Source organism: Streptomonospora arabica (assembly GCF_039531585.1).
In the GTDB taxonomy this organism is placed as follows: Bacteria; Actinomycetota; Actinomycetes; order Streptosporangiales; family Streptosporangiaceae; genus Streptomonospora; species Streptomonospora halophila.
The window spans coordinates 228,870-252,943 of the sequence record NZ_BAAAQI010000007.1 but is presented as its reverse complement, the minus strand read 5'-3'; the positions used below and the strand labels follow the sequence as shown (position 1 = coordinate 252,943).

Below are 24,074 nucleotides of genomic sequence, written 5' to 3'. Positions count from 1 at the left end.
GGGGAACGGGGGAGTCGTTGCACACGGGGAGTCTCACCGCGGTATGCGGCACGGGCGGCGCTGCCATGGGCACATCACCCGCAGTGACCACTCCGTCGCCATCTCTCTGCTGCATCTCTATCTCAGCGTGACCTTGGGTGACTAGCCTGGTCAGGCGGGAACCGGCGGCATGCGTCCACGCGATACGGCTGCCCGGCGGCGCCCCCGAGCCGCTCCACGGTGCGGAGCGGGCGCTGCGGGGGACCGGCCGCAGCGCCGGTGCCCGCCGTCGACGCCCCGGAACAGCCGGGGCGCGGTCCCGATGCCGCGGCCGCGCCCCACAGGGGCGACCCGGCCGCCGCTCGCCGGTCGTGCGGGAGGAGGACCCCTTCGTTGACCGCTTCGCCCGCCGCCCCGGCGATCGCGATTCCCGCACACCCGGCCCGCGGGACCCCGTGGCCGACCGTGCGCGGCCCCGGACCGGGGCGAGCGTGCCGCGGTCCGCGGCGCACAGCCCCCGGCCATCCCCCAGATCCGCCCCGCAGGGCCGCACCGGCCCGCACGATCCGTACGGGGCACGCATTCCGGAAGGAGGCGGGTGCCTTCGCTGCGGCCCGGAGGCCGCAGGGGACGCGCCCTACCAGTGATGATCACGGTCGCCTCGGTGGGACCCGTCGCCCACCCGGCCTTCGACGCACGTTCGGAAGCGTCGCGATGAAGGCCGACTCGCGCATCTGGCTCGGAGCCATCGTCGCCCTCGCGCTCGTCTACGCGCTGGGCTCGCTCGTCGATGTCGGCGAGACCACCCTGACCGCATGGCTGGGGTCGTGGCCGCCCGCCGTCGCCGCGGCGGCCGCCGCCGCGTCGCTGCTCTACGCCTCCCGCCGCCGCTCCGCCACCGCCGCGGACAGCGAGGCCAACGCCGAGGGCGCCGACGGCGCCGGGGCGCTGCGCCTGCTCGGCTTCGCCGCGCTCGCCTGGAGCGCCGGCGCCCTGGTCTACGCCGTGACCGGCCTGATCAGCACCAACGCCGCGGTCTCGCTGAGCTTCGGCGACCTGTTCTCGCTGGTGGCGCTGCCGCTCCTGGTGCTCGGGTTCACCCGCTTCGCGCCGCTGCCGAGCGGGTTCCGTCCGGTCATGCGGCACGTCACCGACAGCTACGTGTGCGCGGCGGCGCTGTTCTCCATGGTGTGGCTGCTGCTGTTCGCGCCCCTGTACAGCGCGCTGGGCGAAGGCGGCGGGTTCCTCGCGTTCGCGCTGGTCTATCCGGTCGCCGACATCGTCGTGCTGTGCCTGCTGGCCCCGCTGGTGTTCACCTCGCCGCACAGCACGCGGCGCGGTGTGCTGCTGGCCATCGGCGCGTTCGTGATCATCTGCGGCGCCGACCTCATCGGCGCGGTCACCCGGCTGACCGGGGCGCTGCCCGCGGGCGGGATCGAGTACCCCGTGCGCTTTTTGGGCTTCGCCCTGCTGGGCAGCCTGCCGTGGCTGATCCGCGACCGCGCGGGCACCCGCCCGCGCAGGATCACCGGGCGCGGGCTCTACCGCTTCGCCCCCGAGATCGCCGCCTGCGGCGCGCTGTTCGTCGCCGCCGTGGTGCTCACCCTCGCCGGTCTGCGGGTCGACGGGGTGGCGCCGGTGCTGCCGCTGGCGGCCGGTTCGGCGGTGATCGTGCTGCTCGTGCGGATGAGCGGGCTGCTGGAGGAGAACGCGACGCTGTCGCGGATGGTGCACACCCGCGAGCAGCACTTCCACGAGCTCGCCAAGAACAGCGGCGACGTCATCCTCATCCTGGACTTCGACGCCCGCATCTTCTATGTCAGCCCGGGGGCGGCCGAGGCGTTCGGCTACCGGCTCGACGACCTGCTCACCGAGCCCGTCACCGCGATCGTGCACCCCGAGGACATGCTGCGGGTCCGGCAGGCGATGGCGCGGTTCGACCGCAGCGGCGGCGAGGGCATCCACCTGCGCCTGCGGGTGCGCGCGGCCGACGGCACCTGGCGCCACACCGAGTCCACCGCCTCGCTGTACGAGCAGCCCGGCGAGCCCGACCGGCTGCTGGTCACCGCGCGCGACGTCAGCGCCCAGGTGGCGCTGGAGGAGCAGGTCAACCACCTCACGTTCCACGACGGGATCACCGGCCTGCCCAACCGCGCCTACCTGGAGGAGCGCGCGCGCGAGGTGCTGGTGCGCCGCGAGCGCGGCCAGGCGAGCGGCGAGATCGCCGCGATCTTTCTGGACCTCGACGGCTTCACCGCGGTCAACGACTCCGCCGGGCACACCTTCGGCGACTACCTGCTCGCCCAGGCGGGCCGGCGGCTGCGCGGCACCACCGACTCCGGGTTCACACTGGCGCGCTGGGGCGGCGACGAGTTCGCTGTCCTGATCGAGCAGAGCGCCAACGCCCAGCAGGTGGTGGACCTGGCCCAGCGGCTGGTACGGGCGATCAGCGCCGAGCCGTTCCAGGTGGCCGACCGCGAGGTCGTGCTCTCGGCCAGCGCCGGGCTGGCCTTCGCGGAGACGGGCATGGAGAGCGGCGAGCTGCTGCGCAACGCCGACATGGCCCTGGCGCGAGCGAAGGAGCTGGGCGGCGGGGGGCGCCTGGAGATCTACGCGGCGCACATGCACGCCAAGGTGGTGGGCCGGCTGGAGCTGCAGACCGAGCTGCGCCAGGCGCTGGCCAACGGCGAGTTCGTGCTCGAGTACCAGCCGGTCGTGGACCTGGAGAGCTCGCAGGTGACCGCGGTCGAGGCGCTGGTGCGCTGGCAGCACGGCGACGAGCGGGTGCTGCCGGAGGGCTTCATCGGCCCGGCCGAGGAGTCGGGGCTGATCATCCCGCTGGGGGAGTGGATCCTGCGCGAGGCCTGCGAGAAGGTCGCGATCTGGCGGGCCTCGGAGTGGGACATCGCGCTGTCGGTGAACCTGTCGGTCAAGCAGATCCTGGCGCCCCGGTTCGTCGAGACGGTGGCCGGCGCGCTGGCCGACAGCGGGCTGCCCGCCGAGGTGCTGACCATGGAGGTCGACGAGGACGTTCTGCTGGAGAACCAGGGCGAGGCCGTGGAGCGCCTGGCCCAGCTGCGGCGGCTGGGCGTGCGCCTGGCCATCGACGACTTCGGTATGGGCTACGCGTCGCTGGCGCACCTGCGCGAGCTGCGGGTGGACACCATCAAGGTCGACCCCTCGTTCATCCGCGACCTGGGCACGGACGGCACCGTGACCCTGCTGACCCACACCATCATCCGGCTCGGCCAGGACCTGGGCGTGCAGGTGGTGGCCGAGGGCATCGAGCGCAGCGAGCAGTTGGAGCAGCTGCGGTCGATGGGCTGCGGGTACGGCCAGGGCTTCCTGGTGGCCCGGCCCATGGTGGCCGAGGGCGTGGAAGCCCTCGTGGGCGGCGAGGCCGGGATACCGCTGTAGGCGCGCCGGCAGTGGGGCCGCGTGCGGGAGCGCCCGCGCGCGGCCCGGCAGGCGCACCGGCCCGCCCCTTCCGCGCGCCCGTAGCCGGAAACAACGGGCGGCGGGCGGAATCGCCGTGGAATGCCCGGGGAAAGCCCGCGGTCGGCGCATACCGAGACAATTCCGGTGATTCCTGCTGGATTCCGGCTGCGCGCGGGCGGTACTGTGACCTGCGTCGCACCCGGATGCTGATCCTGGCGTCTCAAATAGTGAGACAAATACGCGTTCCAGTTGACGGGCTCGCGCCCGCTCGGCCATTGTTGTGACCGTGCAGAGCAACTTCCTCATTCTCGTACTTGGTCGGCGCGCAGCCAGCTGACCGGGTCTCTCGCTGCGCGCTCCCTCCAACCGCACCCGCGGTGGGGGGTTTTTTGTTGCTCAAGCACCTCCCGACGACGAGCCCTCTCCGAAGGATCTTGTGATGACCGAGCGGATGACCGGAGCGCAATCGCTCATCAGGTCACTGGAGCATGCCGGTGCCGACGTGGTTTTCGGGATCCCCGGCGGGGCGATCCTCCCCGCTTACGATCCCCTCTACGACTCGGCGAGCGTCCGGCACATCCTGATGCGCCACGAGCAGGGAGCGGGCCACGCCGCCGAGGGCTACGCCTACGCCACCGGCCGCCCCGGTGTCTGCATGGCCACCAGCGGCCCCGGGGCCACCAATCTCGTGACCCCCCTCACCGACGCCCACATGGACTCGGTGCCCATGGTCGCCATCACCGGGCAGGTGGCAACCCCGCTGATCGGCACCGACGGCTTCCAGGAAGCCGACATCTGCGGCATCACCATGCCCATCACCAAGCACAACTACCTGGTCAAGAACGCCGAGGACATCCCGCGCACCATCGCCGAGGCCTTCCACATCGCCTCCTCCGGGCGCCCCGGCCCCGTCCTCGTCGACATCGCCAAGGACGCGCTGCAGGCCGCCACCGAGTTCGCCTGGCCCCAGCGCCTGGACATGCCCGGCTACCGGCCCGTCACCAAGCCGCACGGCAAGCAGGTCCGCGAGGCCGCCCGGATGATCGCCGAGGCGCGCCGGCCCGTGTTCTACGTCGGCGGCGGCGTGCTGCGCTCGGGCGCTCACCAGGAGCTGCGCGTCCTGGCCGAGCTGACCGGGGTGCCGGTGACGACCACGCTGATGGCGCGCGGCGTCTTTCCCGACAGCCACCCGCAGAACCTGGGCATGCCCGGGATGCACGGCACGGTCGCGGCGGTCGGCTCGCTGCAGAAGGCCGACCTGATCGTGGCGCTGGGCGCCCGCTTCGACGACCGCGTCACCGGGCGCCTCGACAGCTTCGCGCCCGGCGCCAAGATCGTCCACGCCGACATCGACCCGGCCGAGATCTCCAAGAACCGCCACGCCGACGTGCCGATCGTCGGCGACTGCCGCGAGGTCATCGCCGACCTGGTGGTGGCGGTGCGCAACGACCAGTCGGCCGGCCGCCAGGGCGACTACGCCGCATGGTGGGCCCAGCTGGACCGGCTGCGCGACGTCTACCCGACCGGCTACGAGGACGCCGACGACGGCACCCTGTCTCCGCAGAAGGTCATCCAGCGCCTCGGCGAGATCGTCGGTCCCGACGCCGCCTACGTCGCCGGCGTCGGCCAGCACCAGATGTGGGCCGCGCAGTTCATCGGCTACGAGAAACCCGGAACCTTCATCAACTCCGGCGGCCTGGGCACCATGGGCTTCTCCGTGCCCGCCGCGCTCGGCGCCAAGGTGGGCGACCCCTCCCGCACGGTGTGGGCCGTCGACGGCGACGGCTGCTTCCAGATGACCAACCAGGAGCTGGCCACCGCCGCGATCGAGGGCATCCCGATCAAGGTCGCGGTCGTCAACAACGGCAACCTCGGCATGGTCCGCCAGTGGCAGACCCTCTTCTACGAGGGGCGCTACTCCAACACCGACCTGCAGACCGCGCCGCGCGACGCCAAGGTGCGCGTGCCCGACTTCCCGCGCCTGGCGGAGGCGTACGGTTGTGTCGGGCTGCGCTGCGAACGCGCCGAGGACGTCGACGCCACGATCGAGAAGGCGATGGCGGTCGACGACGCGCCGGTGGTCGTGGACTTCTCCGTCAACCACGACGCCATGGTCTGGCCGATGGTCGGACCCGGCATCAGCAACGACAACATCCAGTACGCGCGCGACATGGCGCCCGACTGGGACGACGAGGACTAGAGGACCACCACCGGGTTCACGAAAGAGGCGACGACGTCACAATGAGCCAGCACACCCTTTCCGTCCTCGTGGAAGACACCCCCGGCATCCTCGCCCGGACGTCGGCGCTGTTCTCGCGGCGCGGGTTCAACATCCACTCGCTCAGCGTCAGCACCACCGAATACGAGGGCCTGTCCCGCATGACGATCGTGGTCAACTGCGACCGCCACCCCTTGGAGCAGGTGACCAAGCAGCTCAACAAGCTGGTCAACGTCATCAAGATCGTCGAGATGGACAACGACGCCTCGGTCCGCAGGGAGCTCCTGCTGGCCAAGGTCAAGGCCGACACCGGCAGCCGCGCCGCCGTCATCCAGACGGCCGAGCTGTTCCGCGCCAACATCGTCGACGTCGGACCCGACGTCGTGGTGGTCGAGGCGACAGGAAAGCCCGAGAAGCTCGACGCGCTGGTGCGCAACCTCGAACCGTTCGGCATCAAGGAACTGGTGAAATCGGGCCTGGTCGCGCTGGGCCGCGGCCCCCGGTCCATCACCGACCGCTCACTGCGCGCGGTAGAGCGCAGCGCGTGAGCCCGGTCCGGCCCGCGCCCACAAGGCGCGGCCGGCCGGACGAGGTTCCGCCCCGCCGCGCGGCCCTTGGCGCGGCGGCCAGCCCAGTCCGTTCCGACACGCTTTTCACACACGCAAGGAGTAGGCCGAAGTGGCAGCAGAGATGTACTACGACGACGCCGCTGACCTCAGCATCGTCCAGGGGCGCACCGTCGCCGTGATCGGTTACGGCAGCCAGGGGCATGCGCACGCGCTGTCGCTGCGGGACTCCGGCGTGGACGTGCGCATCGGCCTCGCCGAGGGCTCCAAGAGCCGGCAGAAGGCCGAGGAGGCCGGGCTGCGCGTGGTCACCCCCGCCGAGGCCGCCCGCGAGGCCGACCTGATCGTGGTGCTGGTGCCCGACCACATCCACCGCGACCTCTACAACGAGGAGATCGCGCCCAACCTCGACAGCGGCGACACCCTGGTCTTCGGCCACGGCTTCAGCATCCGCTACGGCCTGGTCCAGCCCCCGGCCGACGTCGACGTCGCGATGATCGCCCCCAAGGGCCCGGGCCACCTGGTCCGCCGCCAGTTCGAGGAGGGCCGCGGCGTACCGGTGCTGGTGGCGGTGGAGCAGGACGCCTCCGGCTCGGCCTGGGAGCTCGCCCTGTCCTACGCCAAGGGCATCGGCGGCACCCGCGCCGGCGCCTTGAAGACCACCTTCACCGAGGAGACCGAGACCGACCTCTTCGGCGAGCAGACCGTGCTCTGCGGCGGACTGTCCGAGCTGATCAAGGCCGGGTTCTCCACCCTGACCGAGGCCGGCTACCAGCCCGAGGTGGCCTACTTCGAGTGCCTGCACGAGGTCAAGCTGATCGTCGACCTCATGTACGAGGGCGGCATCTCCAAGATGAACTGGTCGGTCTCCGACAACGCGGAGTACGGCGGCTACACCCGCGGTCCGCGCATCGTCACCGAGCAGACGCGCGAGGAGATGCGCCGCGTTCTCTCGGAGATCCAGGACGGCACCTACGCCCGCGAGATGGTCGCCGAGTTCGACGCCGGCCGGCCCAACTTCCTCAAGCGCCGCGAGGCCGAGCAGGGCGAGCCGATCGAGAAGGTGGGCGCCGAGCTGCGCCCGCTGATGAGCTGGCTGCAGGGCTGAGGCCCCCGGCGGTCCGCCGCCCGAGCTGCCTCGACCGGCCGCCCCGCGCCCCCGCCCCGCACGGGCGGGCCCGCGCGGGGCGGCCCGCGTGTGTCGGGGGTCGGGCGGGGGCGTGCGGCGGATCCGGTGGCCCGGTCCGGGCGCTCATCGGCCGCCGCCGGCGGCGGCCGAGCGTGCGACGAGTCGAGAATCCCCTGGCCACAGCGTTGCCGTTCGGTGTTGTGGGACCCCCAGCCCCGAGCGAAACCCACCCGCGCACTAGACTTTTCGTGGCCGTCACAACCGAACGAGCCCCACCGATGTGGGAAAGGACCAGCCGCGAACGCGCGGCCACGCCGCAACCCGAATAAGGAAGCAAGCTGTGCCTAAGCCCTCCGTTCTCGTCGCGGAAGAACTCTCCCCTGCCGGTCTCGCGCTGCTGGAAGGCGACTTCGAGGTACGCCACGCAAACGGCGCCGACCGGTCCGAGCTGCTGCCCGCCCTCGCCGACGTCGACGCCCTGATCGTCCGCAGCGCGACCAAGGTCGACGCCGAGGCGCTGGCCGCCGCCCCCCGGCTCAAGGTCGTGGCGCGCGCCGGGGTGGGGCTGGACAACGTCGACGTCGACGCGGCGACCAAGGCCGGCGTCCTCGTCGTCAACGCCCCCACATCCAACATCATCAGCGCGGCCGAGCAGGCCATCAACCTGCTGCTGGCCACCTCCCGCAACACCGCGCCCGCCCACAACGCCCTGATCAACGGCGAGTGGAAGCGCTCCAAGTACACCGGCGTCGAGCTCTACGACAAGACCGTGGGCATCGTCGGACTGGGCCGGATCGGCCAGCTCGTCGCCCAGCGGCTCGCGGCCTTCGGCACCGAGATCATCGCCTACGACCCCTTCGTGCAGCCCACGCGCGCCGCCCAGATCGGCGTTGAGATGGTCAGCCTCGACGAGCTGCTGCGGCGCAGCGACTACATCAGCATCCACCTGCCCAAGAACAAGGACACCCTCGGCCTCATCGGCGACGACGCGCTGTCCAAGGTGAAGCCGAGCGTGCGCGTCATCAATGCCGCGCGCGGCGGCATCCTCGACGAGGCCGCGCTCTACCGCGCCCTCAAGGAGGGGCGCGTCGCCGGAGCGGGCATCGACGTGTGGGCCTCCGAGCCCTGCACCGACAGCCCCCTGTTCGAGTTCGAGAGCGTGGTCGTGGCCCCCCACCTCGGCGCGAGCACCGAGGAGGCCCAGGAGAAGGCCGGCACGCAGGTGGCGCGCTCGGTGAAGCTGGCCCTCTCCGGCGAGTTCGTGCCCGACGCGGTCAACGTGCAGGGCGGCGCGGTCGCCGAGGACGTCAAGCCGGGGCTGCCGCTGACCGAGAAGCTCGGCCGGATCTTCACCGCGCTGGCCCGGGGCGTGGCCGACCGCATCGACATCGAGGTGCGCGGTGAGATCGCCGCCTACGACGTCAAGGTGCTGGAGCTGGCGGCGCTCAAGGGCGTCTTCGGCGACGTCGTCGAGGAGGCGGTGACCTTCGTCAACGCGCCGCTGCTCGCCAAGGAGCGCGGCGTCGAGGTCAACCTGGTCACCAGCGACGACCACTCCGACTGGCGCAACCTGATCACCGTGCGCGGCATGCTGCCCGACGGCCAGCGGGTGTCGGTATCGGGCACGCTGTCGGGGCCGCGCCACCACGAGAAGCTGGTGGAGATCAACGGCTACACCATGGAGATCGCGGTCAGCGCGCACATGGCGTTCCTGTCGTACCACGACCGCCCCGGCATCGTCGGCAAGGTCGGCGCGCTGCTGGGCGAGGCCGGGATCAACATCGCCGGCATGCAGGTCAGCCGGGACACCGAGGGCGGCACGGCGCTGATCACGCTGACCGTCGACTCCGCGATCCCCGACGACACCCTGGAGGAGATCTCCACCGGGATCACCGCCTCCCAGACCCGCCAGGTCGACCTGGAGGACTAGCCGGAGCACCGGCAGCCTCCGCGGCGCCCCTCCCGGGCTCCGCACATGCGCTGAGGGCCGTCCGCGCCGGTCGCGGACGGCCCTCAGCGTGTTGCGCACCGGTTGCGCCGAAGAGGCCGGGCTGGTGATTTATTCGGACGTCCGATAGTCTGTCGTCCGAGAAGATCGGCGGACAGCGGCGCCTACTGGCGGCCCTGTCCCCGCCTCGCGCACGGCCCGCCCGGCACACCGGGGTCCGCGGCCGCCCGGCACCATCCTTGCCGGTGAGATGCGCTTGCCGCCCGCGCCCTCGCAAGCGCGGCCGGCCACCGGTCCGGGCCGGCGCCGCTCCACCCGATTCCAGCGACCCCGCCGCGCCGCGGCTCCGCCTTCACCGGCGGCGCCCGCGGATCCGCCCGGTCCCACGCCGCATCCAGGAACCGCCGCGCCGCCCGCAGGGGCTGCGCCGGAATCGTAAGGACCGCCGTGTACGACACCACCTCCGCACCCGCCGAAACCGCCGAAGCGACCGAGGCGGTCCAGGTCGCGCTGGACCGCCGCGACAACGGGGGCGCCGCGGGACGCTAGTCTTGTCTCACTGACCGTTTCCCCGGTCTCAGCATGTGAGCGGCGCCGGCCCGCGCGGACCGCGGGCGCCCGCGCCGAGACCGGTGGCGAAGACCGATAGCTGAGTAGAGGCTGGGCTGCTAATGGCTGCGCGGACCGTGAAGTTGGCCGTCATCCCCGGAGACGGGATCGGCCCCGAGGTGGTGGCCGAAGGACTCAAGGTCCTCGACGCCGCCGCTTCCGGGCACGGGATCTCCTTCGAGACCACCGAGTACGAGCTCGGCGCGAGCCGGTGGCACGCGACCGGCGAGACGCTCCCGGACTCGGTCGAGGAGGAGCTGCGCGGCCACGACGCCATCCTCCTGGGCGCCGTGGGCGACCCCAGCGTGCCCAGCGGCGTGCTGGAGCGCGGCCTGCTGCTGCGGCTGCGCTTCGCGTTCTCGCACTACGTCAACCTGCGCCCGGTGCGCCTCTACCCCGGCGTGGGCACGCCCCTGGCGGGAGTGCGCCCCGAGGACATGGACATCCTCGTCGTGCGCGAGGGCACCGAGGGCCCCTACGCCGGCATGGGCGGCGTCCTGCGCAAGGGCACGCCGGACGAGATCGCGACCCAGGACAGCGTGAACACCCGCCTGGGCGTGGAGCGCGTGGTGCGCTACGCGTTCGCCAAGGCCGCCCAGCGCCCGCGCAAGCAGCTCACCCTGGTGCACAAGGACAACGTCCTGACCTTCGCCGGCGAGCTCTGGCAGCGCGTCGTGCGCGAGGTCGGCGCGGAGTTCCCCGGGGTCTCGGTCGACTACTCGCACGTCGACGCCGCCGCCATGTTCTTCGTGTCCCAGCCGCAGCGCTTCGACGTCGTGGTCACCGACAACCTGTTCGGCGACATCATCACCGACCTCGGCGCCGCCGTCGCCGGCGGGATCGGGCTGGCCGCCAGCGGCAACATCAACCCCGAGAACGACTTCCCGAGCATGTTCGAGCCCGTTCACGGGTCGGCGCCCGACATCGCCGGCCAGGGCAAGGCCGACCCCACCGCCACTCTGCTGTCGACGGCGATCATGCTCGACCACCTCGGCCTGGACGCCGCCGCGAGCCGGGTCGAGCGGGCCGTGTCCGAGGACCTGCGCGCGCGCGCCGAACTGGGCGCCGACGAGCGCACCACCTCCGCCATCGGCGACGAGATCGCCAAGCGAGTAGCCGGGCAGGGCTGAGCGCGCCGCGTCCCGGCCCTGCTGATTCGACGATCGGCACGGCCGGGCCGCCGGAGGCTCCGCGGCCCCGCCCGCAACGGGCGTGCCGATCAGTCGGCGCGCCCGTTGCGCTGTTCCCGCCGCCGTCCCCGGCCCGTGCGTCCGCGCCCGCAGGCGCCGGACGCGGCCGGTCCGCGGCCTGTGGAGGACTATGGCCCCGGGTGCGTCGTTTCCGTCACACTGGAATCGAAGGGGCGGCAGCGCTGCCGCCCTGATGTACGGAGAGGACCTGACACCCATGAACACCAGCACCACCACAAGCGGGTTGACGTTCGACGTCCAGCTGTCGGCTCAGCGGAAGACCCCGCAGGAGCGCGCGCAACTGCTGGACGATCCGGGGTTCGGGACCGTGTTCACCGATCACATGGTCACCATCGACTACACGGAGGGCAAGGGCTGGTACGAGCCCCGCCTGCAGCCCTACGGTCCGCTGACGCTCGACCCGGCGACGGCGGCCCTGCACTACGCCCAGGAGATCTTCGAGGGCCTGAAGGCCTACCGCCACCCGGAGGGCGAGGTCGCCTGCTTCCGGCCCGAGGCCAACGCCGCGCGGCTCAACCGCAGCGCACGGCGCATGGCCATGCCCGAGCTCCCCGAGGAGCTGTTCCTCGGCGCCATCGAGACCCTGCTGCGCCACGACTCCGAGTGGATCCCGACCCAGCCCAACAGCAGCCTGTACCTGCGCCCCTTCATGTTCGCCACCGATGTCGGACTGGGGGTCAACCACCCCTCGCGCAGCTACCGGTTCGTGCTCATCGCCTCGCCGTCGGGGCCCTACTTCTCCGGAGGGATCAAGCCGGTCACGGTGTGGCTGAGCGAGGACTACACCCGGGCGGCGCCGGGCGGCACCGGCGAGGCGAAGTTCGCGGGCAACTACGCCTCCAGCTTCGTCGCGCAGTCCCAGGCGGTGCAGCAGGGGTGCGACCAGGTCGTCTGGCTCGACGCCAAGGAGCACCGCTGGGTCGAGGAGATGGGCGGGATGAACCTGTTCTTCGTCTTCGGCTCGGGCGACGAGGCGCGGCTGCTCACTCCCGCGCTCACCGGCACCCTGCTGCCCGGAATCACCCGCGACTCGCTGCTGACCCTGGCACCCGAGCTCGGCTTCCCCACGGAGGAGGGCGCCATCTCCACCGACGAGTGGCGCCGGGCCGCCCGGAGCGGCGAGCTCACCGAGGTCTTCGCGTGCGGCACGGCGGCGGTGGTCACCCCGGTCGGCCACGTCAAGGGCACCGACGGCGAGTTCACCGTCGGCGACGGCGGCGCCGGGCCCGTCACCATGGGGCTGCGCGAGGAGCTGGTCGCCCTGCAGTACGGCACCCGTCCCGACACCCACGGCTGGGTCCGCACCTTCGACTGAGCACCGCCGGTCCTGCGGCTGCCGCGCTTGCGGCCCCGTGCCCCTGCGGCAGCCGCGGGATCGCCGCCACGCGGTGCGTCTCGGCATCCGAGATGGACGTGTCGATTATTCGGACCGCGGCGCGCTCGTGTGGCACACTGATAGACGTGCCGTCTCAGGTGATCATTATCGTGAGGCGCGCTGGCTGAAAACGGACCTCGCCAGCGCGCTGACCTCTCGTGTCCACGAGGGGTCTTTTTTATTGCCGGCGGGGCCGCGACCACGACAGCTCACATCCGGGAGTCCGCACCCATGCCTGACGACAGTTTCCACGTCTTCGACACGACGCTGCGCGACGGGGCGCAGCGCGAAGGCGTCAACCTGACCGTGGCCGACAAGCTCGCCGTCGCCAAGCTCCTCGACGAGTTCGGCGTGCGCTTCATCGAGGGCGGCTGGCCGGGGGCGAACCCCAAGGACACCGAGTTCTTCCAGCGCGCCGCGCGGGAGCTCACGCTGGAGCACGCGCAGCTGAGCGCGTTCGGCGCGACCCGCCGGGCGGGCGTGCGGGCTGCCGACGACCCGCAGGTCGCCGCGCTGCGCGACTCGGGGGCCCCGGTCGTCACCCTGGTGGCCAAGAGCGACGTCCGCCACGTCGAGCGCGCCCTGCGCACCACCGGCGAGGAGAACCTCGCGATGATCGCCGACACCGTCGCCCACCTGTGCGAGCACGGCCGGCGCGTCTTCCTCGACTGCGAGCACTTCTTCGACGGCTACGTCCACGACCCCGAGTACGCGCTCAGCGTCGTGCGCGCCGCCGCCGGTGCCGGCGCCGACGTCGTCGTACTCTGCGACACCAACGGGGGCATGCTGCCCGCCGACGTCACCCGCATCGTCGGCGAGGTCGGCGCCGCCACCGGCGCGCGGCTGGGCATCCACGCCCAGGACGACACCGGCTGCGCCGTCGCCAACACGCTGGCCGCCGTCGACGCCGGCGCCACCCACGTGCAGTGCACCGCCAACGGGTACGGCGAGCGGGTGGGCAACGCCAACCTGTTCACGGTGGTGGGGGCGCTCGCGCTCAAACAGGGCCGCGACGTGCTCCCCGAAGGCTGCCTGCCCCGGATGACGCGCGTCTCCCAGGCCGTCGCCGAGATCGTGAACATCTCGCCCGCCACCCACCAGCCCTACGTGGGGGTCTCCGCGTTCGCGCACAAGGCCGGGCTGCACGCCTCGGCGATCAAGGTCGACCCCGACCTCTACCAGCACATCGACCCCGTCCTCGTGGGCAACGACATGCGGATGCTGGTCTCGGACATGGCCGGGCGCGCCTCCATCGAGCTCAAGGCCAAGGAGTTGGGCTTCGACCTCTCCGGCGACCGCGAGCTGCTGGGCCGGCTCGTCGACCGGGTCAAGGAGCTGGAACTGAGCGGCTACAGCTTCGAGGCGGCCGACGCGTCGCTGGAGCTGCTGGTGCGCGAGGAGCTGGGCAGCCCGGTGCGCTACTTCGACACCGAGTCCTGGCGCGTGATCGCCGAGCGGCGCGGTGCGGGCGGCGGCCAGGGGGCGTCCAGCGAGGCCACCGTCAAGCTCGAGGTCAAGGGTGAGCGGGTGATCGCCACCGCCGAGGGCAACGGCCCGGTCAACGCCCTCGACCGTGCGCTGCGCAGCGCGATGGAGGGCGTCTACACCGCGCTGGCGGGTCTGGAGCTGACCGACTACAAGGTGCGCATCCTGGAGGGCAACTCCGGCACCGGCGCCGTCACGCGCATCCTGGTGACGTTCGGCGACGGCCGCGGCGAGTGGACGACCGTCGGCGTGGGCGAGAACGTCATCGACGCGTCCTGGATCGCGCTGAAGGACGCGATGGCCTACGGCCTGCTCCGCCAGGGCTACCCCCAGAACTGACACCGCGGCCCGGCCGCCGTGCGACCGCCGGTCCGGGCCGGATCAGTCCTGCACCCACCCGTTGGGCTCGCAGCCCTGCAGGCCGAACGTCTGCTGCTGCATGACCGGCGCGGGCTCCCCCTTACCCGGGCAGGAGACGTGCCCGCGGCCCAGCGCATGGCCGACCTCGTGGTTGATCACATAGATGCGGTAGGTGCGCAGGTCGCCGTCGAAGTGCTCGACGCCCGAGACCCACCGGTTCTGGTTGATGATCGCCCGGCCGCCGTTGGTGCAGGAGACGCGGCCCATCGTCTGCAGCGGCGCGCACATCCGGTCGACGGTCTCCGGCGCGGCCAGAGCGACCCGGAAGTCGGCGTCGCCTCCCTCCACCCGCTGCATCGACACGCCGTCCTCGCCGCGCCAGCTGCGTTCGTCGGCGAGGATCTGCTCGACGGCGGCGGCGAAGTCGGCGGCCTTGCCGGGCAGGCCCTTCTCGACCTCGACGATGTAGCGCATCCGGGGCCCCTCGCCCGCGGGCTCGCTTCGGCCGGGGACGACCTCCAGTTCGCCGCCGGCCTTCGTGACCTCGTCCTCCACGGACTTCATCACGGCGGGCAGCTCGGCGGATCCCTCGCCCTGGGGCGTCGGCGGGGCCGAGCCCGCCGACGGGCCGTCGGAAGGCCCGTTCTGCTGCGCGTCGCCGGAGGCGCCGCTGTCTCCCCGGGCACCGCCGCCGGAGTCCGCGGATCCGCCCGAGCCGGGGCCACCGGCGCCCTGCGGCGCCGCGGCCGAGGCCGATGCGGAGCCGCCGTCCCGTCCCGGTCCGGCACTGCCGACGCCGCCGGCCTCCTCTCCGGTCAGCTCCGGCGCGCGCTGGTCGAGGATGAGCAGGCCGGTGCCGGCGGCGAGCACGACCAGGCCCAGCAGGAGTTCGAGACCGTAGCGCCGCCGGCGGTGCGAGCCGCGGCGGTACGGGCGCGGCGAGGGATGCGACAAGCGGTGGCCTTTCTGCGGCTCGGAGTCGGGGCCGAGGCGGTCCCGGGGCCTGCGTGGGACGACCGCAACCGCAGGCGCGAAACGCCTTCGGGATCGGTCCTAGCATCGCAGAAACGGCAAGGAAATCGCGCGTCGTCCATTGTGTCCGAAAAGCGCGTGCCGCCCGTAATTCACCGATCCGCGCGCCGCCGCTCCGCGGCACCGCGCCTGGGTAGGCTGGTTCGCGGACGACGAGACGGTACAACGGCGAGAACAGGCAGGCAGCAGACGTGCGCATCGCAAGATTCTCCGTGGGCGACGATGTCGGGTACGGCTTGATCGATACCGACGAGGACGGCGGCCAGGAGTACGTGTCGCGCATCAGCGGGCATCCGCTGATGGGCCAGATCCAGCTCACCGGCGAGCGCGCCAAGATCGAGGACGTGCGGCTGCTGTCGCCGGTGCTGCCCAGCAAGGTCGTGTGCATCGGGAAGAACTACGCCGACCACGTCGCCGAGATGAGCGACATCACCGGCGAGAGCACCGAGGAGCCGGTGGTCTTCCTCAAGCCCTCGACCGCGGTGACCGGCCCCGGGGACCCGGTGTTCTACCCGCCGATCTCCCACCGCGTGGACTTCGAGGGCGAGCTCGCCGTGGTGATCTCCCGCCCCTGCCGCGAGGTCCCGCGCGAGCGCGCCAAGGAGGTCGTCTTCGGCTACACCGTCGCCAACGACGTGACGGCGCGCGACCTGCAGAAGTCCGACAAGCAGTGGACCCGCGGCAAGGGCTTCGACTCCTTCTGCCCGATCGGGCCCTGGATCGAGACGGGCCTGACCATCGAGGAGGCCGCCGACCTGCGGGTGACCACCACCGTCGACGGCGAGGTCCGCCAGGACGGGCGCACCTCGCAGTTCATCCACGACATCCCCGCGGTGATCTCCTACGTCAGCTCGTTCATGACGCTGCTGCCCGGCGACGTGTTGCTGACCGGAACCCCGGCGGGGGTCGGACCGGTCGAGGTCGGCGCCGAGATGACGGTCGCGGTCGAACGCATCGGCGACCTGACCAACCGCGTCATCACCCGCGACTGACGGGCCTGCGGCCGGAGGGCGCCCGGCGCCGCCGGGCCTCCCGGGGCGGCCGGCCGGCGCCGCGCCCCGGACTCCCAGCCGACGCACAGACTCGCCCGGGCCCGCGCCCCCGCCGATCCGCCGGCCGCCGTCCCGCGGAATCCGCACCACCGGGAGTCCGCCGAGCACACGGCCGCGCGGGGCGCGGTGCGGCGCCGGGCTTTCGCGAGTTTTCTGTTCTTTTGTCTGTTTTGTGGGTTTGTTCAGGCGGGCGCCTCCGGGGTAGCTTCCCCGAATCCCCCGACGGTCGGCGCCACGGATTCGCGGGCCCTCCACGCGTGCAGCATTCGTGCGAGGGGCGGGCGGAATCCTCCAGGGCTCGCTTCACGAAACGGATTTGGGTGGATCTGTGGATTATGTCAAAGGGATCGTGTCCCTTCTGGGTGTGGAAGGCAGGGACGGCCCCGTCCGGGACCGCGAGCCGCGCACGCGGCCCGCAGGCGGTTTTCCCGCCGGGTACAGCAGGCTCGTCGAGGAACTCGGCGGCTTCACCGTGGACGGAGTGCTGACCGTCCTGCCTCCCGAGGGTGTGCTGCACTACGAACGCAGCCACGACGCCCGCCTCGCCGGGACGGACAAGCGCGTCGACATCGACGGCGGCTACGCCGTGAAGCTGGGCGAGAGAATGGGCGACGAGCACGTCGACCACGACCGAATGCAGTTGTGGGCGGAGGTGGCCCGCGATTCCGGTTGGCGCGTCTTCTGGGAGTACAGCGACCCGGCGACGCGGATCGTGGTCACCGACTACCTCGAGTACTTCGTCTACCGGATGGAACCCGACGAATTTACCTACAAACTGCTGACGCGGGAAATCTCCTGCCGCCCCCTGATCGATGCGGACTGGCCGGGCGAGCGCTTCGACGTCGCGTTCCTCTGATGCGCCCCGAGGCGGCCGCGGTGAACGCGCGGGCGCCGCGCGGCCGGCTCCGCCGCCGCTGACGCGGGCGCCCGCCCGGCGGCCGCCGGGCCCTGCTGCGTCGCGCCGGTCGGGCACCGCTCCCGCCGATAGGCTGGGGCGCGTGACTGAGAATCCGATTCGCGTGCGCTTCGCGCCGTCGCCGACCGGCATGTTCCACGTCGGCGGCGCGCGCTCTGCGCTGTACAACTGGGCGCTGGCCCGGCAGCAGGACGAGGGCCGGTTCGTGCTGCGCATCGAGGACACCGATGCCGCGCGCAACAAGCCGGAGTGGACCGAGGGGATCATCCAGGCGCTGGCCTGGCTGGGCATCGGCGAGTCCGACCCGCACTTCGAGGGGCCCTATTTCCAGTCGGACTACGCCGGAAAGCACCGCGAGAGTGCCGAGCGGCTCTACGGCCAGGGGCGCGCCTACTACTGCGACTGCACCCGCGAGCAGGTGCAGGCCCGGCGCGACAACCCCAACCTCGGCTACGACGGCTTCTGCCGCGACCGCGGCCTGGAGCCCGGCCCGGGGCGCGCGCTGCGGTTCCGGGTGCCCGGGGGCGGGCCGACCGTGGTGGAGGACGCCATCCGCGGCCGGGTCGAGTTCGACCACGCCTCCATCGAGGACTTCGTCGTCGCCCGAGCCGACGGCTCGCCGCTGTTCGTGCTGGCCAACGTCGTCGACGACGTCGAGATGGGCATCACCGCGGTGATCCGCGGCGAGGAGCACCTGTCCAACACCCCCAAGCAGCAGCTGCTGTGGCAGGCGCTGGACCAGGCGCCGCCGGTGTGGGCGCATCTGCCGGTGATCGTGAACGAGAAGCGGCAGAAGCTGTCCAAGCGCCGCGACAAGGTGGCACTGGAGTCCTACCAGGAGGAGGGCTTCCTGCCCGAGGCGATGGTCAACTACCTGATGCTGCTGGGCTGGGCGCCCGGCGGCGACCGGGAGATCATGCCGTGGGCCGAGATGGAGCCGCTGTTCCGGATCGGCGAGGTCAACAGCGCCGGCGCGTTCTTCGACGAGAAGAAGCTGCGCGCGTTCAACGGCGAGTACATCCGTGCGCTGGAGGCCGGCGAGTTCGCGGAGCGCTGCCGCCCGTGGCTGTCGCCCGAGGTCGCGCCGTGGCCGGAGGAGAACTTCGACGAGGACGCCTTCCGCGCCGTCGCTCCGCTGGCGCAGAGCCGGGTGGCGGTGCTGAGCGAGATCGTGCCCAACGTCGACTTTTTGTTCCTCGACGAGCCCGTCGACGACCCCAAGAGCTGGTCCAAGGCGATGAAGCCGGAGACCGCCGGGCCCATGCTGGCCGCCGCCCGCGAGCGGCTGGCCGACCCCGCGCTCGCCTGGGAGCCCGAGGCGCTGCGCGCCGAACTGGAGGCGGCCGGGGGAGGCCTGGGCCTCAAGCTCGGCAAGGCGCAGGCCCCCGTGCGGGTCGCGGTCACCGGGCGCACCGTAGGACTGCCCCTGTTCGAGTCGCTGGAGCTGCTCGGCCGCGAGCGCACGCTGCTGCGCATCGAGGCGGCGCAGGAGCGCCTGCGGGCGGAGGAGGCGGGTGTGGCGCCGGCGGGCGCCGACGCCGTGCCCGAGAGCACCGCCGAGGGCACCGCGGCGGTCGAGTAGCGCGCGGCCCGGTCGGTGCCACCGCGTGGGTGCGACAGCGGTCACACGGGCCCGCGCGGACCGCGGCGGCGGTGCGCGCGGGCCCGCACCCGAGCCGGCGCGGTCGCCCGCCTTCCGCGGGCCCCGGGGCCGCTGCCGGGCTCTTCGGAGGGCCCGATCCGCCTCCGGGTGCCCGCTCGGCAACCGGTTCGCGAGCACTCCGGAAGTCCGCTAGAGTATTGCCTGCGCCGAGGGGGAGCGGGACCGGCGAACGGACCCCCGCCCGCCGAAAGCACTGGGGTATGGTGTAATCGGCAGCACGACTGATTCTGGTTCAGTTAGTCTAGGTTCGAGTCCTGGTACCCCAGCCATGGCGTCCGCGAAGCGGAAGCCGTGACGGACCGAGGTTCGGTCCTCTCGCAGAACGCGATCCAGGCCCCCGTCGTCTAGTGGCCTAGGACGCCGCCCTCTCAAGGCGGTAACGGCGGTTCGAATCCGCTCGGGGGTACGCAGCAGGGAGAGGCTCCCGCCATGCGGGGGCTTTTTTACTGCGAACGGCGGGCGATTCGTCCGCATCCGCGGGGCTTCGGTCCCGCACCGGCGCCCCTGTCGTCTAGTGGCCTAGGACGCCGCCCTCTCAAGGCGGTAACGGCGGTTCGAATCCGCTCAGGGGTACCAGCGAGCAGCGGCCTCCGCCCGCGGGCGGAGGCCGCTGGCGTCTTTGGGCCCTGGTGCGCGGCACGGGCGAGCGGTCGCGCCGCCCGCGCGGCGGCGCCTAGCCGAACCTGCGGGCCGACTCGTCCTCCTGGGCGAGCAGGCGCAGTGCCGTCAGCGCCTGGCCCATCAGCGCCGACGTCACCACCACCTCCTGCACGGTGTCCGCGCGCGCGGCCCCGGGGTCGATGCAGGAGATGTCCCATTCGGCCGCCCGGTGCGCGGCTTCGGCGTAGCCGCGCAGCATCTCCGGCGCCGGGGGAGTGCCCAGCCGGTCCAGCGTCGCCACCGCCCGGACGAGGCCGCCGCGCGCCGGCGAGGCCGCGTCGACCTTCCAGCCCAGCTCCACCAGCAGCTCGTCGGTGCGGCGTTCGGCGCGCTGCCACAGGGGGTCGTCGGCCGGAGCCTCGAACTGCGGCGTCACGGCGTACTGGGCGATTCCGAGGAGCGTGTGCAGCTCCAGTCCGGGGTCGTCGACCGCGGCCAGCACGGCGCGGATGCGGCCGAGCGGGACCTCGGCCACCTCCACCAGCGCACGCACCAGCCGCAGGCGCTTGAGGTGGTCCTCGGTGTAGTCCGACTGGGTCGCCGAGACCGCCTCGCCCCGGGGCAGCAGGTTCTCGCGCAGGTAGTACTTGATCGTCGCCACGGGTACGCCGCTGCGCCTGCTCAGCTCCGAGATCCGCATCCGCTTCGCTCCCTCTTGCCTACTCCATTGGATAGTACTACTCTCCAATATTAGAGAGTTGCACTATCCAATCGATCGTGAAACGGGAGGCGGTATGCGCTACACGGTCCTTACCGAGCAGGGCGCGGGCGTGCTGGACGCCGAGCCGGAGCCGGCGGGCCCCGACGGAGCCGGCGAGCGGCGCCTGCTCGCGCCGCTGGAGGCGCCCGTGCTCGGCTGGGAGCGCCGCTCCTACGGCTGGTGCCGCGGCGACTCCTGCATCCCCGCGTCGGCCGTCTCCGGCATCGAGCACGCCGGCCGGATCGACGTCGGCGCGTTCGCCGAGCTCCACGGGAGCCTCGCGGTCGCCGACCACGACCACGGGCTGCTGGCCGCGGTCCCGGCGCCCGACACCGGCCCGCGCGGCGGTGCGGCGCCCGACTTCGCGCTGCGCGGCGCCGACGGGACGCTCCACCGCCTCAGCGGCCTGCGCGGCCGCAAGGTGGCGCTGGTGATGTGGGCGTCCTGGTGCGGCTGCCGCTACGACCTGCCCGCCTGGGAGGAGCGGCACCGCGAGCTGTCTCCGCACGGCCTGACCGTCGTCAGCGTCGCGATGGACCGCAGCGCCGAGGACGCCCTTCCCTGGATCGCGGAGGCCGCACCCTCCCACCCCGCCCTGATCGACACTGAGGGTCAGGTGGCCGCCCTGTACGACGTCGTCAACGTCCCCACCGCGGTGTGGATCGACGAGCGCGGTGACATCGCCCGGCCGCAGGACACCCAGGTCGCCACCGACCTTTTCCAGTCGATGAACGGCCTCAGCTCCGAGGCGTCCCTGCGCGCGCTGCGCCGGTGGGTGCACGAGGGCGACGCGGGCCTCGGCGGTGGAGACCGGGCCCCCGGGTTCCGCACGCCCACCGCCGAGGGACAGCGCGCCCGCGCCCACGCGCGCATCGCCGTCGAACTGCACAGGCGCGGCGAGACCGGAGCCGCCGACCGCCACTACAGCCGTGCCGCCGACCTCGCGCCGCACGACGTCACGGTCCGCCGCGGCCTGATGGGCCTGCGCGGAGAGGACCCCTTCGGCGACGCGTACTTCGCGCTGCGCGAGGAGCTCGGCGCCGCGGGAATCCCGGTCTACCGCCCCATCCGGCCCGAACCGGCCGCCGAAGCGGAGGTGTGACGGATGCCCGAGGTGCAGACCGGCCGGACCACCACCGAGCCCCGCGACGGCCTGACCGTCTTCCTGCTGGGAGCCCGCGTCAACGCGCTGCTCCAGCCGCACCGCTGGGTCTGGGTCGCTCGCGCGTTCCGCCGGATGGACGCCGAGCTCGCGGCCGCCCCCGACCGCGGGCTGCTGCACTCGCGCACGCTGCCGAGCATGCGCGGGGTCACCGTCATCCAGTACTGGGAGTCCACCGAGGCGCTGCTGCGCTACGCCCACGACGCGACCCACAGCGCCGCCTGGCGCCGCTATTACCGCCAGGGCGGCGACGCCGCGGGCCTGTGGCACGAGACCTACGAGGTCGGGCTGCCGCAGAGCGGCGGCGGTGCGGAGGCCGAACGCGAGGGTACGGAGCCCGCGCGCGGCTACGAGGCGATCTACGCCAACGTGCCCCCCATGGGGCTGGGCCGGGCGCTGGGCACCCGGCCCGTCGACCGCGAGACGCGTCGGGCGCTCGACCGCCTCGCCCTGCGGCGCGCACGCGCCCGCGTCCGGGCGAACGAGCGTGCGGGCGAGTGAACCGCCGGGCGGCGAGGACAGCCCGGGCCTCTCGCGGGCCCGCGCCCCTGCGCCACGTTCGGCCCCGGCGCGCAGCGGGCACGAACCGACCATGGAGCACCCGCGCCAGTACCCGAGCCGGGCGCGTCTGCGGCGCCGCCGCGTCGGGGCCGGCGTCGCCGCCGCCGTGCTCGCCGCCGTCGCCTGCACCGACGGCGGTGCGGAGGGCGGCGGCTCCGGGCGGTCGCCGTCACCCGGGGCCGCGGACTCCGCAACGGCCGCGCGCCTGGTGCCGCCGGGCGATCCCGAGGTCGCGGCCACCGGTCTGGAGGTCCCTTGGGGAGTCGCGGCGCTGCCCGGCGGCGGGGCGCTGGTCTCCGAGCGCGACTCCGGCCGCGTCCTGCTGATGACCCCTGAAGGGCGCATCCGCGAGGTCGGCACCGTCGAGCCGGCGCGGGCCCAGGGCGAGGGCGGGCTGCTGGGCATCGCCGTCCGGCCGGACGAGCCGCGCCCCGACGCGCTCTTCGCCTACTTCACCACCGCCTCCGGCAACCGCATAGCGCGCTTCGAGCTGGACCGCTCCGGCGACGGGCCGCCTTCCCTCGGCGACTCCGAGGTGCTGGTCGAGGGCATCCCCAGCGCCGCCTTCCACAACGGCGGCAGGATCGCGTTCGGCCCCGACGGCCTGCTTTACGCCGCCACCGGCGACGCGGGCGACGGCTCGCGCTCGCAGGACACCGGCAGCCTCGGCGGCAAGATCCTGCGCATGACGCCCGAGGGCGAGCCCGCGGAGGGCAACCCCTTCGGCAACCTCGTCTTCAGCTACGGCCACCGCAACGTCCAGGGCCTGGCCTGGGACTCCGACGGCACCCTCTTCGCGACGGAGTTCGGCCAGGACCGCTTCGACGAGGTCAACGTCATCGAGGCGGGCGGCAACTACGGCTGGCCCGAGGTCGAGGGCACCGGCGGCGAGGACGCCTCCGGCGACTACATCGACCCGGTCGTCACCTGGACCACCGACGAAGCCTCGCCCAGCGGTGCGGCGATCGCCGGCAACTCGCTGTGGGTCGCCGCGCTGCGCGGCGAACGGGTGTGGCGGGTGCCGCTGACCGGGCAGGACGACGACCCGGTCGGCGAGCCGGAGTCCCTGTTCGCCGGCGACTACGGCAGGCTGCGCACGATCACCGCGGTCCCCGGCGGCGGCGACCTGCTGGTCGCCACCAGCAACCGCGACTCCCGCGGCGACCCCGTCGAGGAGGACGACCGCATCCTGCGCATACCGCTGGAGGACTGAGGGCCCCGCTCAGCGGGGCCTCCGGCGCACCGAGCGGCCCCGGCGCCGCCCGTGCGCCCTTCCCGCCTCAGTGCCCCGGCGCGTCCTGGCTGTGCAGGGCCTCGTTGATCTTCTCCGCGGCCGAGGTGACCGCCTGGGCGTGCAGGCGCCCGGGCGCGCGCGAGAGGCGCTCCAGCGGCCCCGAGACCGACACGGCGGCGATGACGCGGCCGCCGGGTCCGGAGATGGGCGCCGACACCGAGGCCACGCCCTGCTCGCGCTCTCCCACGCTCTGGGCCCAGCGGCGGCGGCGCACCTGGGCCAGGCTGTTGCCGCTGAACTTGGCATCGGCGAGGACCCGGCGGATGCGCTCGCCGTCCTCCCAGGCCAGCAGCACCTGGGCCGCCGATCCCGCGCTCATGGGCAGCTCGCTGCCCACCGGCACGGTGTCGCGCAGCCCGCTGGTGCGCTCGGCGGCGGCCACGCACACGCGGACGTCGCCCTGGCGCCGGTAGAGCTGGGCGCTCTCGCCGGTGAGGTCGCGCAGCTGCACCAGCACGGGCGAGGCGACGGCCAGCAGCCGGTCCTCGCCGGTGGAGATGGACAACTCGCCCAGCCGCGGCCCCAGCACGAACCTGCCCTGGCTGTCGCGGGTGACCATGCGGTGGCGCTCCAGCGCGACGGCCAGCCGGTGGGCGGTGGGGCGGGCGAGACCGGTGACCCGCACGAGCTGGGCCAGGGACGCGGGCCCCGACTCCAGCGCGTCGAGCACCGACATCGTCTTGTCGAGCACACCGACACCGCTGGATGAGCTAGAG

General features: G+C 72.7%; 17 protein-coding genes and 3 tRNA genes. 17 read left to right on the top strand and 3 right to left on the bottom strand.

Features of this window, described 5'->3' with window-relative positions; translation table 11 throughout:
* Positions 1-693 precede the first annotated feature (693 nt).
* The 8 genes from ABD284_RS14515 to cimA all read left to right on the top strand — a co-directional run bounded on the left by ABD284_RS14515 (position 694) and on the right by cimA (position 14,297).
* Positions 694-3,396: a putative bifunctional diguanylate cyclase/phosphodiesterase gene (locus ABD284_RS14515; RefSeq protein ID WP_344143500.1), complete on the top strand. Its 2,703-nt coding sequence runs from the start codon at positions 694-696 to the stop codon at positions 3,394-3,396.
* A 370-nt stretch (positions 3,397-3,766) separates the two neighbouring features.
* Positions 3,767-5,617, top strand: a complete 1,851-nt coding sequence (locus tag ABD284_RS14510) for an acetolactate synthase large subunit (RefSeq protein WP_344143561.1) — start codon at positions 3,767-3,769, stop codon at positions 5,615-5,617.
* Positions 5,618-5,658: 41 nt separating this feature from the next.
* The gene (ilvN, locus tag ABD284_RS14505) at positions 5,659-6,183 is read left to right on the top strand and encodes an acetolactate synthase small subunit (RefSeq protein ID WP_311544892.1); all 525 of its coding nucleotides are present in this window, start codon (positions 5,659-5,661) and stop codon (positions 6,181-6,183) included.
* A 130-nt stretch (positions 6,184-6,313) separates the two neighbouring features.
* Positions 6,314-7,309, top strand: coding sequence for a ketol-acid reductoisomerase (gene ilvC / locus ABD284_RS14500; protein ID WP_344143498.1), 996 nt, complete (start codon positions 6,314-6,316; stop codon positions 7,307-7,309).
* 361 nt (positions 7,310-7,670) lie between these two features.
* The gene (gene serA / locus ABD284_RS14495) at positions 7,671-9,260 is read left to right on the top strand and encodes a phosphoglycerate dehydrogenase (RefSeq protein ID WP_344143497.1); all 1,590 of its coding nucleotides are present in this window, start codon (positions 7,671-7,673) and stop codon (positions 9,258-9,260) included.
* 689 nt (positions 9,261-9,949) lie between these two features.
* Positions 9,950-11,017, top strand: coding sequence for a 3-isopropylmalate dehydrogenase (locus tag ABD284_RS14490; RefSeq protein ID WP_344143495.1), 1,068 nt, complete (start codon positions 9,950-9,952; stop codon positions 11,015-11,017).
* Positions 11,018-11,294: 277 nt separating this feature from the next.
* Positions 11,295-12,413 (top strand): branched-chain amino acid aminotransferase, encoded by a 1,119-nt coding sequence (locus tag ABD284_RS14485; protein WP_344143493.1) that lies wholly within the window; start codon positions 11,295-11,297, stop codon positions 12,411-12,413.
* 291 nt (positions 12,414-12,704) lie between these two features.
* Complete coding sequence (cimA, locus tag ABD284_RS14480) at positions 12,705-14,297, top strand: citramalate synthase (protein WP_344143492.1); 1,593 nt, start codon at positions 12,705-12,707, stop codon at positions 14,295-14,297.
* A 42-nt stretch (positions 14,298-14,339) separates the two neighbouring features.
* Here cimA and ABD284_RS14475 read toward each other — a convergent pair whose 3' ends face one another.
* Positions 14,340-15,272, bottom strand: coding sequence for a DUF3152 domain-containing protein (locus ABD284_RS14475; RefSeq protein WP_344143491.1), 933 nt, complete (start codon positions 15,270-15,272; stop codon positions 14,340-14,342).
* A 269-nt stretch (positions 15,273-15,541) separates the two neighbouring features.
* Between ABD284_RS14475 and ABD284_RS14470 the strand changes: the two genes are divergently transcribed.
* From ABD284_RS14470 to ABD284_RS14445, 6 genes are all read left to right on the top strand, one after another.
* Positions 15,542-16,342 (top strand): fumarylacetoacetate hydrolase family protein, encoded by an 801-nt coding sequence (locus tag ABD284_RS14470; RefSeq protein ID WP_344143490.1) that lies wholly within the window; start codon positions 15,542-15,544, stop codon positions 16,340-16,342.
* Between the two features lie 409 nt (positions 16,343-16,751).
* On the top strand, positions 16,752-17,258 hold the full coding sequence (locus tag ABD284_RS14465) for a hypothetical protein (RefSeq protein WP_344143489.1): 507 nt from the start codon (positions 16,752-16,754) through the stop codon (positions 17,256-17,258).
* Between the two features lie 142 nt (positions 17,259-17,400).
* Positions 17,401-18,900 (top strand): glutamate--tRNA ligase, encoded by a 1,500-nt coding sequence (gltX, locus tag ABD284_RS14460; RefSeq protein ID WP_344143488.1) that lies wholly within the window; start codon positions 17,401-17,403, stop codon positions 18,898-18,900.
* Positions 18,901-19,175: 275 nt separating this feature from the next.
* Positions 19,176-19,250: transfer RNA gene (locus tag ABD284_RS14455), tRNA-Gln, on the top strand.
* A gap of 64 nt (positions 19,251-19,314) precedes the next feature.
* A tRNA-Glu gene (locus tag ABD284_RS14450) sits at positions 19,315-19,387 on the top strand.
* A 94-nt stretch (positions 19,388-19,481) separates the two neighbouring features.
* Positions 19,482-19,557, top strand: a tRNA-Glu gene (locus tag ABD284_RS14445).
* A 97-nt stretch (positions 19,558-19,654) separates the two neighbouring features.
* Here ABD284_RS14445 and ABD284_RS14440 read toward each other — a convergent pair.
* On the bottom strand, positions 19,655-20,281 hold the full coding sequence (locus ABD284_RS14440; RefSeq protein ID WP_344143487.1) for a MerR family transcriptional regulator: 627 nt from the start codon (positions 20,279-20,281) through the stop codon (positions 19,655-19,657).
* A gap of 94 nt (positions 20,282-20,375) precedes the next feature.
* Between ABD284_RS14440 and ABD284_RS14435 the strand changes: the two genes are divergently transcribed.
* From ABD284_RS14435 to ABD284_RS14425, 3 genes are all read left to right on the top strand, one after another.
* Positions 20,376-21,443, top strand: a complete 1,068-nt coding sequence (locus ABD284_RS14435; RefSeq protein ID WP_344143486.1) for a redoxin domain-containing protein — start codon at positions 20,376-20,378, stop codon at positions 21,441-21,443.
* A gap of 3 nt (positions 21,444-21,446) precedes the next feature.
* The gene (locus tag ABD284_RS14430) at positions 21,447-22,004 is read left to right on the top strand and encodes a DUF4188 domain-containing protein (protein WP_344143485.1); all 558 of its coding nucleotides are present in this window, start codon (positions 21,447-21,449) and stop codon (positions 22,002-22,004) included.
* Between the two features lie 91 nt (positions 22,005-22,095).
* Positions 22,096-23,277 (top strand): PQQ-dependent sugar dehydrogenase, encoded by a 1,182-nt coding sequence (locus tag ABD284_RS14425; RefSeq protein ID WP_344143484.1) that lies wholly within the window; start codon positions 22,096-22,098, stop codon positions 23,275-23,277.
* A gap of 67 nt (positions 23,278-23,344) precedes the next feature.
* Here the strand turns inward: ABD284_RS14425 and ABD284_RS14420 are convergent, their stop codons facing one another.
* Positions 23,345-24,034 (bottom strand): IclR family transcriptional regulator, encoded by a 690-nt coding sequence (locus tag ABD284_RS14420; protein ID WP_386699334.1) that lies wholly within the window; start codon positions 24,032-24,034, stop codon positions 23,345-23,347.
* Positions 24,035-24,074: the final 40 nt, after the last annotated feature.

What these genes read in the sequence shown, in the direction of transcription:
- ABD284_RS14515 (WP_344143500.1), top strand. Translation starts at nt 694, where the DNA reads ATGAAGGCCGACTCGCGCATCTGGCTCGGAGCCATCGTCGCCCTCGCG.
- ABD284_RS14430 (WP_344143485.1), top strand. Translation starts at nt 21,447, where the DNA reads ATGCCCGAGGTGCAGACCGGCCGGACCACCACCGAGCCCCGCGACGGC.
- cimA (WP_344143492.1), top strand. Translation starts at nt 12,705, where the DNA reads ATGCCTGACGACAGTTTCCACGTCTTCGACACGACGCTGCGCGACGGG.
- ABD284_RS14440 (WP_344143487.1), bottom strand. Translation starts at nt 20,281, where the DNA reads ATGCGGATCTCGGAGCTGAGCAGGCGCAGCGGCGTACCCGTGGCGACG.
- ABD284_RS14490 (WP_344143495.1), top strand. Translation starts at nt 9,950, where the DNA reads ATGGCTGCGCGGACCGTGAAGTTGGCCGTCATCCCCGGAGACGGGATC.
- ABD284_RS14485 (WP_344143493.1), top strand. Translation starts at nt 11,295, where the DNA reads ATGAACACCAGCACCACCACAAGCGGGTTGACGTTCGACGTCCAGCTG.
- ABD284_RS14435 (WP_344143486.1), top strand. Translation starts at nt 20,376, where the DNA reads ATGCGCTACACGGTCCTTACCGAGCAGGGCGCGGGCGTGCTGGACGCC.
- ABD284_RS14420 (WP_386699334.1), bottom strand. Translation starts at nt 24,034, where the DNA reads ATGTCGGTGCTCGACGCGCTGGAGTCGGGGCCCGCGTCCCTGGCCCAG.
- ilvN (WP_311544892.1), top strand. Translation starts at nt 5,659, where the DNA reads ATGAGCCAGCACACCCTTTCCGTCCTCGTGGAAGACACCCCCGGCATC.
- ABD284_RS14425 (WP_344143484.1), top strand. Translation starts at nt 22,096, where the DNA reads ATGGAGCACCCGCGCCAGTACCCGAGCCGGGCGCGTCTGCGGCGCCGC.